This window comes from Rhodanobacter sp. DHG33 (assembly GCF_014843005.1).
GTDB lineage: Bacteria > Pseudomonadota > Gammaproteobacteria > Xanthomonadales > Rhodanobacteraceae > Rhodanobacter_A.
This window is the reverse complement of record NZ_JACYXM010000001.1, coordinates 535,731-549,412: the sequence shown is the minus strand read 5'-3', so window position 1 is coordinate 549,412 and position 13,682 is coordinate 535,731. Positions and strand designations below refer to the sequence as shown.

Here is a 13,682-nt window from a genome sequence, read left to right as displayed (position 1 = left end):
AGTGCAAGGCACGAGGAGAGCCAAGGATGCGTGCAGATCGCGTGGAACTGCTCGATCGCCCCGTATGGGCCAGCCTGACCAGCCTGCATGCCGGGCTCGCCCAGGGCGGTGCGCTGGCGAAGCGCTATCTGCCGGAGGTCAATCGCTTCGCCTCCGCACGCGACGATAGCGACGAAGCGCTGGCGGCTTTGGCCGCGCTGGTGCAGCTAAACGAACCGGTGTTTGTGCTGCAGGTACCGGAGATACGCATCCCGCCCGGACTGATGGCGAGCAAGACTGCCAAGGGCGTGCAGATGGTCGCCGCCGCGCCGCTCGTTGCGGAGACCGGCCCAGACGACGTGGTGTCGCTGGGCGACGCGGACGCGCCGGAGATGCTGGCGCTGGCCACGCTCACCCAGCCCGGTCCGTTTTTGCGCCAGACGCATCGCATGGGTCATTTCGTTGGCATCCGCATCGATGGACGGCTCGCCGCGATGGCCGGCGAGCGCTTCCGCTTTCCCGGCTGCACCGAAGTCAGCGGCGTGTGCACGCATCCCGATTTCCAGGGGCGCGGGCTGGCGGGGCATCTGTCCCGCCATGTCGCCGCCGGCATCGCCGCGCGCGGCGACACCGCCTTCCTGCACGCGTGGAAAACCAACACGGCGGCGATACGCCTCTACGAAAAGCTGGGTTTCCGTCTGCGCTGCGAGGTGAACGTGGCCGTGCTGGAGCGCGCGGCCAGGACGGACTGAATCCGCCCGGCCGGCATCAGGGGCGCCCGCGCAACCATTCCTTCAACGCCTCGTCCGAGGCGGCCAACGGCTCCGCGCTGGCCGAACGCTGCAGCATCGCGGCCAGTGCCGGCGGCACGTCGACGGCGCGGCCGACCAGCGGCTCCACCACCTGCTCGAACTTCGCCGGATGCGCGGTGGCAACCACGGCCCAGGGCCGGTGATCGCCCTGTTCCCGCAGGCGGTCGAGCAGGTGCATGCCGGTCGCCGAATGCGGGCAGAACGTTTCGCCGTGTTCGCGGGCGTGCAGGGCGATGGTGCGGCGGATGGTGGCGTCGTCCACGCTTTCCGCCTGCAGCGTGCGCCGCAGCAGCGCATCGTCGCCGAAGGTCCAGCGCAGGCGCTCGAAGTTGCTGGGCGCGCCCACGTCCATCGCGTTGGCCAGCGTGGCGACAGCTTCGCGCGGCGCGTAGTCGTGTCCGTCGAAGAACTCGGGCAGGGTGGCATTGGCGTTGCAGGCCAGCCGCACTTCGCCCAGCGGCAGGCCCATCGCGCGCACCCACAGGCAGGCCAGCGCATTGCCGAGATTGCCGGTGGGCACGATGAAGTTGAGCGGCTCGCCGTGCCTGCGCCAGAAACCGAGTGCCGCATGCGCGTAGTAGCTCATCTGCGGCAGCAGGCGACCAAGGCTGATGCTGTTGGCGGAGCTGAGCGGCACGACGCGCTGCAGTTCCGCATCGCTCAGCGCGGCCTTCACCATGCGCTGGCAATCGTCGAAACGCCCCGCCACGCGCAAGGCCTGCACGTTGTCGCCGAAACAGCCGAGCTGGTGCGCCTGCCGCGGCGAGACCAGGCCATCGGGATACAGGATCGCCACGCGCACGCCCGGCTGGCGATGGAACGCGGCACCCACTGCCGCACCGGTGTCGCCCGAAGTGGCGACGAGAATGGTGAGCGGCCGTTCGTCCGCGCGCGGCAGCCGACGCAGGCAGGCGGCGAGGAAGCGCGCACCCACGTCTTTGAACGCGGCAGTGGGGCCGTGGAAGAGTTCGAGCACCTGCGCATCGCGATACGGCAATGCACGCAGCGGCACCGCGAAATCCAGCGCCTCCGCGCAGATCGCCGGCAGCTCGGCAGCCAGCGGATCGCCCGCGAAGAACGGTGCGAGCAGGCTGGCAGCGGTATCGGCCAGCGAGCCGTGCGGATCGAAATCCGCCGGCGTTAGCGCCGGCAACCGCTCCGGCACATACAACCCACCGTCAGGCGCCAATCCAGCAGCAACGGCCTCACTCAAGCCGGCGGATGGCGCACGACCACGCGTACTGAGATAACGCAACGAATCACTCATGGCCCGAATTCCCCAGGCGCGATTCTCGGCTGCCCTCAGTTTCCAGATACGGCGAGGAGTGGCCGCTGTGCAGGACGTGTCGCCGTGAGTGGTTCCAACGTCCTCGACACCGCCCGCTTGTAGTTCCGGCGGATTGAACCAGGCCATTTCTCTGGGTTACTTCTCTTTGGGCCAGCAAAGAGAAGTAACTCGGGCGCCGGCAGGCGACCGAAAGCCCGCCGCAGGCGAGCCAAAGCACGGAATCAACAGGCTGTCGCGAGCACCCACCCCTCACCCCAACCCTCTCCCCGGAGTGGAGAGGGGCAAGGTCTGCGCGGCTCATGCCGCCACCTCGTCATCCACCAACCCCGCCGCCGGCCCATCGATCGGCGCCACAAAGGAATCGCTATCCAACCCGGCTTCTGCAAACGCTGCACGCATCGCCACCGCAGCAGTCTCCGCCTCAACGCGATGCTCGAACCAACCGAACACACTGGGCCCGCCCCCGGAAATACTCGCCCCCAACGCACGATGATCCAGCGCCGCCTGCTTCACGCGCCCGAAGTTCGGCACCAGCGGCGCCCGCCGCGGCTCCACCAGCACATCTTTCAGGCCATCGCGCACCAGTGCCGCATCGCCGCGAAAACAGCCGGCAAGCAGCAGCGAGAGATTCGCACTCTGCGCCACGAATTCGTCCAGCGCGTATTGCCCCGCCAGCGCGGCGCGCGCCTTGCGCGTCTCCAGCACGAAATGCGGATGCACCAACGCACAATGCCAGTCGGCCGGCACCGGTACGCGCAGCACGCGGTCGTGCGTGGCCAGCGCCAGGCCGCCGAGCAACTGCGGCCCCACGTTGTCGCCATGGCGTCCGCCGCTGGCCACCGCCTCGCCGTCCATCGCGAAGCCGTACAGCGACTCGCGCGGCAGCGGCTGTTCCAGCAGCGCGTTCGCCGCCACCAGGGCAGCCACGCAGGAAGCCGCCGAACCGGCCATGCCCGAGCCCAATGCGATGCCCTTGTGCAGCACGATCTCGAAACCGTGGCGCAGGCCCAGTGCCTTGCGCAGCGCGAGCAGGGCGGCGCCGGCGGTGTTGTGCGCGGCGTCGAGCGGCAATGCGTGGACGGTGCCGTGGATCGCTGTGATGCGCACCGTGGGTTCGTCGATGCGGCGCACTTCGGCGCGGTCGCCGGCGCCGGCCATGCTGTGGCCGAGGATGTCGAAGCCCACGCCGACGTTGCCGACGCAGGCGGGCGCGAACGCGACGGCACGGACGCGGCGGGGAACAGGGCGGGACGACGAGGTGTTCATGGGTTCCTGCAACAGGGTAGGGGCGTTCATGCGCGCGGCTCCAGCGATTCGGCGATGCGCAGCAGGTCGGCGAACACGCCGGCCGCGGTCACCTCCGGTCCGGCGCCGGGGCCTTGCACGAGCAGGGGATTGTCGCAGTAACGGCGCGTGCGGAACTGCACCACGTTGTCGGTGAGCCGGGTGTGTGCGAACGGATGCGCATCGGGCAGCACTTCGAGCCGCACGCTGGCGCGGCCGCGCCGGTCGAGGCTGGCGACGTGGCGCAGCACGCCGCCGCGGGCCCGTGCCTCGGCGAGTTTGGCCGCCAGCGGCGCGTCGAGCTCGTCGAGGCGCTGCATGAATGCGTCCGCCGGCAAGGCGGCCAGCGTGAGCGGCACCAGGCTCTCCACCGCCACCTGCTCCATCGACAGCGGCCAGCCGGCTTCGCGCGCGAGGATCACCAGCTTGCGCGCCACGTCGAGGCCGGACAGGTCCTCGCGCGGGTCGGGTTCGGTATAGCCCAGCGCGTGCGCCTCGCGCACCAGTGCGGAGAACGGCTGCTGTCCGTCGTGGCGGTTGCACAGCCATGCCAGCGTGCCGGAGAACATGCCGTCCACGGCGAGCAGTTCGTCGCCGGTGTCGAGCAAGTCGCGCAGGGTCTGCACCACCGGCAGGCCGGCGCAGACGGTGGCTTCGTAGCGGAAGCGCGCGCCGCCGGTACAGGCGCTGCGGATCGCGCGCCAGCGTTCCAGCGGGCCGCTGCCGGCCAGCTTGTTCGGTGTCACCACGTGCAGGCCGGCGGCCAGCCAGCGCGGATAGTGCGCGGCCACCGTTTCGCTGGCACTGCAGTCGACCAGCAGGGCGTGGCGGTCGCCCGCGCCGTGCACGTGCGCGGCGAAGGCGTCGAGATCGCTGGGGCGCCACGTCTGCGCGCCGGCGTGGCGGCCGTTGAGTTCGGCATCGTCGCAGTCCAGCCACATGCGCTGGCGAGCCACCACGCCGCAGAGTTTCAGATCCAGCGCGTGATCGCGCGCCAAGCGCGGCTGTGCCGTGCGCAACTGTTCCAGCAGGGCACCGCCGACCCGGCCGGGGCCGATCAGGCCCACCGCCAGGGTGCGCCGGCGCGTAGTGCGTACGGGCAGGGCAAAGGCATGCGGCGGCGGGTTCGGGTGTTCGGCGAGCGGCGAAGCGCAGATGTTCACGATGACCTCCGGTGGAGGCCCCGTCTCGCTTGGCGGTTTCGGCTGCGCCGGCCCGCCTCTTCTCGAGGGCGGGGCCGTTGCGTAAAGGGTTACTCGCGCACGGACACCCACCCGGAGCCGGTGGTACCGGTACCGGTGGTAATAATCGTGGCGGTTGCGGCGATGCCGCCCGCGGCCAGCAGCGTCCGCCCGGCGATGGCCGGGGTCTGGAACATGCGTGCTGGCGCGAAGGATGGCGACATGGATCCGAGCCTAGATGGGCGATTGAGCGGATGTCAACAGGTTTTTTCGAATAAGCGCAAAGCCGGGCGTATGGACGTCCAGACGTCCATCATGCATTCCCTTTCGCCATCGCGCCGGACGTCAGTGCGACAAGTCGATGGCGTAAATTGCCGTGCCGTCACCGTTGTCCTTGACCTGGCGGATGCCTTCGATGCCGTCCGCCCGCACCACATCTTGCTTGCCGGCGGCCGAGCCGAAGGTGACCGGGCCGGCCGTCTTCAGCGGCGCGAAGCGCCAGGAGCCGGCCGGCAGATTGTGCGCGGTGATCTCGCGGTGCTGCGTTATCCAGTGCGCCACGATCTCGCGCGTGCCATCCGGCGCGGCCAGCACGATGCTGCTGCCGTCCAGCCCCGGGAAATGGCCGCCGCCGCTGGCGCGGTAGTTGTTGGTCACCACGATGAAGGGCTGGTCGGGCTGCACCGGCTTGCCGTCGAAGGCGAGCGAGGTGATGCGCTGGCCTTCCGGCTTGGACACGTCGATCACGTACTGGATGCCGCCCTGCATCTGGTCGAAATTGAAGCCGGGATAGCGGGTGTTGATGAGCGGCTGCGCGTCGGTCTTCGCGGGATCGATGCGGTTGAAGCGTTCCGCGGATTTCTCCAGCCACGCCTTCACGCCGGCGCCGTCGGTCTTCACCGCAGCCAGCGTGTTCGGATAGAAGTAGAGGTCCGCCGCGCTGCGCAGGGTGAGCGGGCCGGGGGCCACGTCGGTGTAGTCGTCCGGGCCGCCGAAGCCGGTGCGGAAGGCGGCGGCGGCCGAGAGCACCGGCACCTTGGCCAGTTCCGGATGCTGGCGCGGCAGCTCGGTGCGCACGTAGTCGCGTTGCGCGGCATTGACCACGGCGAGCGCGCTCATGTCGCCTTCGTCGGCGAAATAGCTGGAGAGCCGCACGTCGCTGCGGCCGATCGGCGTGTTGACGTAGGCCACCGCGGACTGCTGCACCTTGGCCACCAGCGGTGCGATGGCGGGATCGGCCGCCGTGCAGCTGGCGGCGTCGCCGGCCTTGGCGCAGATCGGCCGCACTTCGCTGTGCGTCTGGCTGTCGTCGATGTTCCAGCGGCCGCCCTGGTAGTCCAGCGCCAGCTCGACCACGCCGAGGTCTTTGCCGAAGAAGCCACCCATCACCGCGGGCTTGCCGCGCACGAAACCGCGCACGTCGTCCACGTCCTTCATGCTCGCGAAGCGCGGGCCGGGGAATTCGGTGTGCGAGTGGCCGAGCAGCAGCACGTCGATGCCGGGCACGCCGGCGAGGTACCAGCCGGCGTTCTCCAGCGCGGGGGTGTACGGCGCGGTGTCGAGGCCGCCGTGCACCAGCGCCACCACGAGGTCGGGGTGCTGCGCCTGGATCTGCGACAGGTATTTCTTCGCCGCCTCGACCACGCCGTCCACCGCGACCTTGCCTTCGAGGTTGCGCTTGTCCCAGTCCATGATCGGCGGCGGGGTGAAGCCGATGATCGCCACGCGCAGCGGCACCTTCGCGGTCTTGCCGCCGGGCAACGTTACGGCGATGTCCTTGGTCACCATCGTCCACGGCCGAAAGATCGGCTTGCCGTCGCGCACGCTGTCCACGTTCGACAGCACCAGCGGGAAGTGCGGGCCGTCGCAGCGCGCGTGCGCGCCGCCGTCCACGTTCATCGGCGTACCGGTGACCTGCGAGAGCCAGCCTAGCCCGTAGTTGAACTCGTGGTTGCCGATGGTGCCGCCGTCGTAGCCCACCGCGTCCATCGCGCGGTAGATCGCCAGTTCCCCGTCACAAGGCATTTTCTGTACCTGTGCCTGCCAGTCGGCGAGCACCGTGCCCTGGATGGTGTCGCCACTGTCGAACAAGAAGTTGTTCGGGAACTGCTTGCGCGCCTGCTCGATCAGCGTGGCGGTGCGTTCGAAGCCCAGCGTGGGATCGGCCTTCTGCTTGTAATAGTCGTAGCCGAGGATGTTGGAGTGGAGGTCGGTGGTTTCCAGGATCGCCACGGTGGCGCGCGCGCCGTCGGGCAGCGTCGATGCCTGCGACGGCTGCAGGGCGCAGGCGGCGATCAGGGCGGTGGCGAGGAGCGCGGGCGTGCTGCGGTGTGGCGACATGGCGGAACCGGATCGATACGGGAAATCGCCAAGCTAGCAGATCGATATGACGGGTGCGTATCCGTACGGGGAGGCATCGTGCTTTGCCGCCCGCGCGGGAAATCGCGACAATGGCCCGCTGGCCATGCGCCATTCCTCCTCGCCGTCAGAGAGTCCGCCGACCATGTCCGATACGCCGAAGATCATCTACACCCTCACCGACGAAGCGCCGTACCTCGCCACGGCGTCGCTGCTGCCCATCGTGGAGGCGTTCGCCGCTACCGCCGGCATCGCGGTGGAAACGCGCGACATCTCGCTGGCGGGGCGCATCCTCGCGCAGTTCCCGGATCGCCTGAAAGACGACCAGAAGATCGGCGACCACCTCGCCGAGCTGGGCCGCCTGGCCACCACGCCGGACGCCAACATCATCAAGCTGCCGAACATCAGCGCCTCGGTGCCGCAGCTCAAGGCCGCGATCAAGGAACTGCAGTCGCAGGGCTATGCGCTGCCGGATTACCCGGATGTGCCGCAGAACGACGCCGAGAAAGACGCCAAGGCGCGCTACGACAAGACGAAGGGAAGCGCGGTGAACCCGGTGCTGCGCGAGGGCAATTCCGACCGCCGCGCACCGCTCTCGGTGAAAAACTACGCGCGCAAGCACCCGCACAAGATGGGCAAGTGGAGCGCGGATTCGCAGACCCACGTGTCGCACATGGACGGCGGCGATTTCTACGGCAGCGAAAAGTCCGTGGTGGTGGACGCACCGGCCACGGCGAAGATCGAGTGGTTCGGCAAGGACGGCTCCAGCAAGGTGCTGAAGGAAAAGGTCGCGCTGAAGGCCGGCGAGATCCTCGACGCCGCGGTGATGAGCCGCAAGGCGCTGGCCGCCTTCATCGACGCACAAGTCGCCGACGCCAAGGCGAAGGGCGTGCTGTTCTCGGTGCACCTCAAGGCCACCATGATGAAGGTGTCCGACCCCATCATGTTCGGCGTGGTGGTGAACGAGTTCTACAAGGACGTGATCGCCAAGCATGCCGATGTGCTGAAGCAGGCGGGCTTCGACGCCAACAACGGCATCGGTGATTTGTATGCGCGCCTCGGCAGCCTGCCGGCGGAGACGCAGGCGGCGATCAAGGCCGACATCGCGGCCGAATACGCCAAGCGCCCTGCGCTGGCGATGGTGAATTCCGACAAGGGCATCACCAACCTGCATGTGCCCAGCGACGTCATCATCGACGCCTCGATGCCGGCGATGATCCGCGACTCCGGCAAGATGTGGGACGCCGAATGCAAGCAGCAGGACTGCAAGGCCATCATCCCCGACCGCAGCTATGCGGGCGTGTACGCGGCCACCATCGCCGACTGCAAGGCGCACGGCGCGTTCGATCCGGCCACCATGGGCAGCGTGCCCAACGTGGGCCTGATGGCGCAGGCGGCCGAGGAATACGGTTCGCACGACAAGACCTTCCAGATCGCCGCTGACGGCGTGGTGAAGGTGACCGACGAAGCTGGCAAGGTGCTGCACGAGCACGCTGTGGAAGCCGGCGACATCTGGCGCGCCTGTCAGACCAAGGACGCGCCGGTGCAGGACTGGGTGAAGCTCGCCGTGTCGCGTGCGCGCCTCAGCAACACACCGGCGGTGTTCTGGCTCGATGCGCAGCGCGCGCACGACCGCGAGATCATCAAGAAGGTGGAGCGCTACCTCAAGGATCACGACACCAGCGGCCTCGACATCCGCATCCTCGATCCGGTGGCGGCGACCAGGTTCTCGCTGGAGCGCATCCGCAAGGGCCAGGACACCATCTCGGTGACCGGCAACGTGTTGCGTGACTACCTCACCGACCTGTTCCCGATCATGGAGCTGGGCACCAGCGCCAAGATGCTTTCCATCGTGCCGCTGATGGCCGGCGGCGGCCTGTTCGAGACCGGCGCGGGCGGCTCCGCACCCAAGCACGTGCAGCAGTTCCTCGAAGAAGACTACCTGCGCTGGGATTCGCTGGGCGAGTTCCTGGCCCTGCAGGCCTCGCTGGAATTCGTGGGCGACAAGACCGGCGACGCACGCGTGAAGGTGCTGGCGAAGACGCTGGACGAAGCCAACGGCAAGATCCTGGACAACGATCGCTCGCCCGCCCGCAAGGTGGGCGAGCTGGACAACCGCGGCAGCCATTTCTACCTCGCCCTGTACTGGGCGCAGGCGCTGGCTGCACAGGACGAGCACGCGGAGCTGAAGGCGAAGTTCGCGCCGCTGGCCAAGGCCCTCGGCGAGAACGAGGCGAAGATCGTTGGCGAGCTCAACGGCGCGCAGGGCAAGCCGGTGGACATCCAGGGCTACTACCACCCGAACCTGGAGCTGGTCGGCAAGGCGATGCGTCCGAGTGCGACGTTCAACGGCGCGCTGGCGGCGTTGAAGTAATCCGATGTCGGCGGCGTCGGAGCGCAGTGTGGACGATCGACGTCGCCCCGCTGTTTTCCGATGCGATGAGGTAGCCGAGCGCGGCCTATCGGTCCGCGCCGCGCTCGTCCACCTCCGGCATGGGTGTGCCAACGCAATGGGCCGAACCGCCCGGCGTGGGGCTTCGGGTGACCCTGCAACCTCGCGGTGCGCCGCGGTCATCCGGGAGATTCCCGAGCGGAAGTGGAGCGCATGATCCGGGCATCCTGGCTACCGTTGCTGCTTTGCGCCCTCGCCGTGCCGGTGCATGCACAGATGGCCGCCGCGCCCGCCCACGCATCCACGGCGGCCGTCACCCTGGCCCCGGTCAAGGTCACCGGCGTGCAGCCCGGCCCGGGCCTGTGGAAGGTGAGCAAGGGTGGCCACGTGCTGTGGGTGCTGGGCATGCTGACACCGCTGCCCGAGCACATGCAGTGGCGTTCGGCGCCGGCGGAGCGGGCGCTGGCGCAATCGCAGGAACTGCTCGAAGTGCCGGCGGCCACGCTCAAGCTGGACACCAGCGCCTTCGGCAAACTCCTGCTGTTGCCGTCCGCATACGACGCGCGCATGAATCCCGACGACGCCACCTTGCAGAAGACGCTGCCGCCGCCGGTCTTTGCGCGCTGGCAGACGCTGCAGAGCCAATATCGCGTGCACGGTTGGGGCAGTGCGCACTGGCGTCCGATCGTGGCCGCGCTGGAGCTTTACAAGGCTGCCTTGGCGCGAGCCGGCCTGACCAATTCGGACGAAGTGGCCCGTGCGATCGAAAAGCTGGCCCGGCGGCACGGGGTGAAGCGCACGCCGGTCGAGTACGAAGTGGTGATCGCGCATCCGCACGACGCGGACGAGACCATGCGCGAAACCCAGCAGCAGGATATCGATTGCCTGCAGCAGACCATGGACGTGGCGGCGCGCGGCACGGACATGCTGGCGCTGCGCGCCAACGCGTGGTCCTCGGGCGATATCGCCACGCTCCGCAGCACCGAGCCGGAGGCGGCCCACGAAGCGTGCGTGTTCGACGCGATGAATGCCGACTTCGCCTGGCAGCTGGGCGTGCACGACCTTCCCGCGCGCATCGACAACACCTGGCTCTACGCCGCGCAGCAGGCGATGACGCGCAACGCAGTCACCTTCGCCCTGCTGCCCATGGACAGGCTGCTGTCGCCCGAGGGCCCGCTGGCGCGACTGCAGGCGGAAGGCTATGTCGTACAGGCGCCCGACGAAGTCGAGCCGTAAGAGCCTGTCGATACCTCAAGCAGACCGTGTTCTTGTTCCTTGCGGCAACGCGAAGTACGCCCCGACAAAGAAGCCGGGGCGTGCACTGCATTCACAGGATCAGCGGAACGCCGGATTTTCCGCGAACACCGTACGGGCGATTCCCACCGCCGTGCTGGCTGCCGGCCACCCGGCATAAAAAGCCAGATGCGTGATGACCTCGACCAGTTCGTCCTTGGTCACCCCGTTCTGCAGCGCGTATTTCAGATGGAACGGCAGCTCGTTGCTGCGGTATTGCGCGACGAGCGCAGCCACGGTGACCAGGCTGCGGTCGCGCCTGGAAAGCGCCGGCCGCTCCCAGACTTCGCCGAACAGGACCTGGCGAGTGAGCTGGTCGAGCGCAGGCGCGATGTCGGCAAAAGGGCCTTGGGTCTGATGGGCGATATCGATCATGGTTGCTCTCCTCGCTGCTTCACGATGCCGTGCGCGGGCCGGCCAGGTACTGCGCGTCGGTCACGTGCTCCATCCACTCGACCGCCTTGCCGCCGAGCATCTCCTGCACCGCGATATGCGTCATGGACGTGGTCGGGCTGGCGCCATGCCAGTGGCGGTGGCCGGGTGGGCACCAGATGGCGTCGCCGGCACGGATCTCCTCGATCGGGCCGCCCTCGCATTGCGTCCAGCCGCAGCCGGCGGTGACGACCAGGATCTGTCCCAGCGGATGGGTATGCCAAGCGGAGCGGGCGCCCGGCTCGAAGGTGACGCTGGCGCAGCTGACGCGCGCCGGTTCTTGCGCGGTGGCCAGCGGGTCGATCCGGACGTTGCCGGTGAAGTACTCGGCAGGCCCTTTTGCCGAGGGCTGCGAACCGTTGCGGATGATCTTCATGGGATAGGTGCTCCGTTGCCAGGCCGACAGTGTGGAGTGCGGCCGTTGCCGTGATTAGCCGTGGCATTCGGGATTAACCTATGAGCTGTGTTCATGAATGCCCGCGAGGTCGCCGATGGCCCGCCAGAACTTCAACGATCTGCTCGCCTTCGTGGCCGTGGCGCGCGAGCGCAGCTTCACCCGCGCCGCGGCGCGCCTGGGCGTGTCCCAGTCGGCGCTCAGCCACACCATCCGCGGCTTGGAGGCGCGGCTCGGCATCCGCCTGCTCACGCGCACCACGCGCAGCGTGGCGCCCACCGAGGCAGGCCAGCGCGTGCTGGATTCGATAGGGCGCCGCTTCGACGAGATCGAGCACGAGCTGGTTGCGCTGACGGCGCTGCGCAGCAAGCCCGCCGGCCTGGTCAGGATCACCACGGGCGAGCATGCGCTCGCTTCCATCCTGTGGCCTCGACTGGGGCCGCTGCTGCGCGACTATCCGGACATCCAGGTGGAGTTCGACGTCAGCTACGGGCTCAAGGACATCGTCGCCGAGCGTTTCGACGCGGGCGTGCGCCTGGGCGAGCAGGTCGCCAGGGACATGATCGCCATGCCCATCGGACCGGATCTGCGCATGGCCGCGGTCGCCTCGCCCGCGTACTTCGCCAAACGGCGCCGCCCGAAGACACCGCAGGAACTCACCGAACATCGCTGCATCAACTTGCGCCTGCCCACCTATGGCGGGCTGTATGCCTGGGAGTTCGAGCGGCGCGGTCGCAAGGTCAACGTGCGCGTGGAAGGGCAGTACGTCTTCAACACCGTGCCGCCCATCGTCGCCGCGGCCCTGGACGGCGCGGGCATCGCCTTCCTGCCGGAGGACGAAGTGCTGGCGCAACTGGCATCGGGCGAACTGGTGCGCGTGCTTGGCGACTGGTGCCCATCCTTTCCGGGCTATCACCTCTACTATCCGAGCCGGCGGCAGCCGTCGCCGGCGTTCGTGGTGGTGGCGGATGCGTTGCGCGTCCGTACCGGTGCGGCGCCGGGCTGACCGGACAGCCCTGTTCAACCGCCGTTGTCCCGTTTCGGCGAACATCCCGCGTTCGCTGCGGTCACAGCGCTGACGCCGGGCGGACACCGTCCGGATGCCGAATACCCGATATCGCCGACGAGGATGAACTTGATGCGCCCCTGGATCGTGCTGTTGTGTCTCGTGCTGGTCGCGCCCGCAGCGATTGCCGCGTCGGTGCAGACACCGCCATCGGCCAGCACGGCGGCGACTCCGCCGGTGCCGGGCGACGTGCCGCTGCTGGCGCCGGTAGTGGTCAGCGGCGTGGTGTCGGGACCGGGACTGTGGAAGGTGAGCCGGGACGGCCACGTGCTGTGGGTGCTGGGCACGCTGTCGCCGCTGCCGGGGCATATGGAGTGGGAATCGCAGGAAGTGCAGCAGGTGATCGCGCAGTCGAAGCAGGTGCTGCTGCCGCCGAAGATCGAACTGAAGGCGGACATCGGCTTCTTCGGCAAGCTCTTCCTGCTGCCCACCGCCTATGGCGCGCGCAAGAACCCGGACGGCAAGACGCTGGACCAGGTGATGGACGCTCCCACCTACGCGCGTTGGCTGGCGCTCAAGCAGAAATACATCGGCAACGACAGCGGCATCGAGCACTGGCGCCCGCTGTTCGCGGCGGAGGAGCTGTACAACAAGGCCCTGAAGGCCAACGGCCTGAGCCGGGACGGCGGCGTGACGGGTGCCGTGTCCGCGCTGGCCAAGAGTGCCGGCGTGCCGGAAACGCCGGTGCAGTACCGCGTGGAGATCCAGCATCCGCGCGATGCGATCAAGGCCTTCAAGGCGGCGGCGCCCAGCGACATGGAATGTTTCAACCGCACGCTGGACGCCATCGATCACGACCTGCCCGCCATGACGGGCAGGGCGAACGCCTGGGCCACCGGCGACCTGGAAGAACTGCGCCAGCTGCCCGACAGCCATCGCCACGATACCTGCGTCGCGGCGGTCACCGGCGCCGGCTTCGCCCGCCAGCTCGGCATGGCGGACCTTCCCGCCCAGCTGGAGGCCGCATGGCTCACGGCTGCGCGCGATGCGCTGGCAAAGAACGGCACCAGTTTCGCCATGCTGCCGATGGACGAGCTGCTGTCGCCCAGCGGCTACCTCGCGAAGCTTGCGGCACAAGGCTATACCGTGGAATCGCCGGAGCAGCAGGATACGGCGCCCCCTGCCGTCGCGCCCGCTGCTGCAACATCGAGATAGGTCCAAAACGTTTGCGCGGTTTCACACCAAGGCGTATCTAATCTCCGG

General features: G+C 68.3%; 12 protein-coding genes. 5 read left to right on the top strand and 7 right to left on the bottom strand.

Annotation, left to right across the window (positions count from 1 at the left end):
• The first annotated feature begins 26 nt into the window (after window positions 1-26).
• Window positions 27-731, top strand: coding sequence for a GNAT family N-acetyltransferase (locus IHE46_RS02380; RefSeq protein WP_192162990.1), 705 nt, complete (start codon window positions 27-29; stop codon window positions 729-731).
• A gap of 16 nt (window positions 732-747) precedes the next feature.
• On the opposite strand, the gene thrC is transcribed toward IHE46_RS02380, so the two are convergent.
• The 5 genes from thrC to IHE46_RS02355 all read right to left on the bottom strand — a co-directional run bounded on the left by thrC (window position 748) and on the right by IHE46_RS02355 (window position 6,884).
• Window positions 748-2,058, bottom strand: coding sequence for a threonine synthase (gene thrC, locus IHE46_RS02375; protein ID WP_192162989.1), 1,311 nt, complete (start codon window positions 2,056-2,058; stop codon window positions 748-750).
• Between the two features lie 318 nt (window positions 2,059-2,376).
• Entirely contained in the window at window positions 2,377-3,345 is a 969-nt protein-coding gene (locus IHE46_RS02370; RefSeq protein ID WP_192163135.1) for a homoserine kinase, read from the bottom strand.
• A 26-nt stretch (window positions 3,346-3,371) separates the two neighbouring features.
• Window positions 3,372-4,526, bottom strand: coding sequence for a homoserine dehydrogenase (locus tag IHE46_RS02365; RefSeq protein WP_192162988.1), 1,155 nt, complete (start codon window positions 4,524-4,526; stop codon window positions 3,372-3,374).
• Window positions 4,527-4,615: 89 nt separating this feature from the next.
• On the bottom strand, window positions 4,616-4,768 hold the full coding sequence (locus tag IHE46_RS02360) for a hypothetical protein (RefSeq protein WP_192162987.1): 153 nt from the start codon (window positions 4,766-4,768) through the stop codon (window positions 4,616-4,618).
• A gap of 121 nt (window positions 4,769-4,889) precedes the next feature.
• Window positions 4,890-6,884 carry a bifunctional 2',3'-cyclic-nucleotide 2'-phosphodiesterase/3'-nucleotidase gene (locus tag IHE46_RS02355; protein WP_192162986.1) on the bottom strand — a complete coding sequence of 665 codons (1,995 nt, stop codon included), beginning with the start codon at window positions 6,882-6,884 and terminating at the stop codon, window positions 4,890-4,892.
• Between the two features lie 163 nt (window positions 6,885-7,047).
• On the opposite strand from IHE46_RS02355, the gene IHE46_RS02350 reads away from it, so the two are divergent.
• Both IHE46_RS02350 and IHE46_RS02345 read left to right on the top strand, forming a co-directional pair.
• A complete protein-coding gene (locus IHE46_RS02350) occupies window positions 7,048-9,276 on the top strand; it encodes an NADP-dependent isocitrate dehydrogenase (RefSeq protein WP_192162985.1) in 2,229 nt (742 codons plus the stop codon).
• Between the two features lie 231 nt (window positions 9,277-9,507).
• Complete coding sequence (locus IHE46_RS02345; protein ID WP_192162984.1) at window positions 9,508-10,530, top strand: TraB/GumN family protein; 1,023 nt, start codon at window positions 9,508-9,510, stop codon at window positions 10,528-10,530.
• 99 nt (window positions 10,531-10,629) lie between these two features.
• Here IHE46_RS02345 and IHE46_RS02340 read toward each other — a convergent pair whose 3' ends face one another.
• The gene (locus IHE46_RS02340; RefSeq protein ID WP_192162983.1) at window positions 10,630-10,962 is read right to left on the bottom strand and encodes a carboxymuconolactone decarboxylase family protein; all 333 of its coding nucleotides are present in this window, start codon (window positions 10,960-10,962) and stop codon (window positions 10,630-10,632) included.
• A gap of 19 nt (window positions 10,963-10,981) precedes the next feature.
• Window positions 10,982-11,395 carry a cupin domain-containing protein gene (locus IHE46_RS02335; protein ID WP_192162982.1) on the bottom strand — a complete coding sequence of 138 codons (414 nt, stop codon included), beginning with the start codon at window positions 11,393-11,395 and terminating at the stop codon, window positions 10,982-10,984.
• 115 nt (window positions 11,396-11,510) lie between these two features.
• Here IHE46_RS02335 and IHE46_RS02330 point away from each other — a divergent pair, with 115 nt between their 5' ends.
• Entirely contained in the window at window positions 11,511-12,419 is a 909-nt protein-coding gene (locus tag IHE46_RS02330) for a LysR family transcriptional regulator (protein ID WP_192162981.1), read from the top strand.
• Window positions 12,420-12,551: 132 nt separating this feature from the next.
• Window positions 12,552-13,634 carry a TraB/GumN family protein gene (locus IHE46_RS02325; RefSeq protein ID WP_343229976.1) on the top strand — a complete coding sequence of 361 codons (1,083 nt, stop codon included), beginning with the start codon at window positions 12,552-12,554 and terminating at the stop codon, window positions 13,632-13,634.
• Window positions 13,635-13,682: the final 48 nt, after the last annotated feature.

Coding starts and splice junctions, on each gene's coding strand:
- IHE46_RS02330 (WP_192162981.1), top strand. CDS start 11,511: ATGGCCCGCCAGAACTTCAACGATCTGCTCGCCTTCGTGGCCGTGGCG.
- IHE46_RS02350 (WP_192162985.1), top strand. CDS start 7,048: ATGTCCGATACGCCGAAGATCATCTACACCCTCACCGACGAAGCGCCG.
- IHE46_RS02345 (WP_192162984.1), top strand. CDS start 9,508: ATGATCCGGGCATCCTGGCTACCGTTGCTGCTTTGCGCCCTCGCCGTG.
- IHE46_RS02340 (WP_192162983.1), bottom strand. CDS start 10,962: ATGATCGATATCGCCCATCAGACCCAAGGCCCTTTTGCCGACATCGCG.
- IHE46_RS02380 (WP_192162990.1), top strand. CDS start 27: ATGCGTGCAGATCGCGTGGAACTGCTCGATCGCCCCGTATGGGCCAGC.
- IHE46_RS02335 (WP_192162982.1), bottom strand. CDS start 11,395: ATGAAGATCATCCGCAACGGTTCGCAGCCCTCGGCAAAAGGGCCTGCC.
- IHE46_RS02355 (WP_192162986.1), bottom strand. CDS start 6,884: ATGTCGCCACACCGCAGCACGCCCGCGCTCCTCGCCACCGCCCTGATC.
- IHE46_RS02370 (WP_192163135.1), bottom strand. CDS start 3,345: ATGAACACCTCGTCGTCCCGCCCTGTTCCCCGCCGCGTCCGTGCCGTC.
- IHE46_RS02325 (WP_343229976.1), top strand. CDS start 12,552: ATGCGCCCCTGGATCGTGCTGTTGTGTCTCGTGCTGGTCGCGCCCGCA.
- thrC (WP_192162989.1), bottom strand. CDS start 2,058: ATGAGTGATTCGTTGCGTTATCTCAGTACGCGTGGTCGTGCGCCATCC.
- IHE46_RS02360 (WP_192162987.1), bottom strand. CDS start 4,768: ATGTCGCCATCCTTCGCGCCAGCACGCATGTTCCAGACCCCGGCCATC.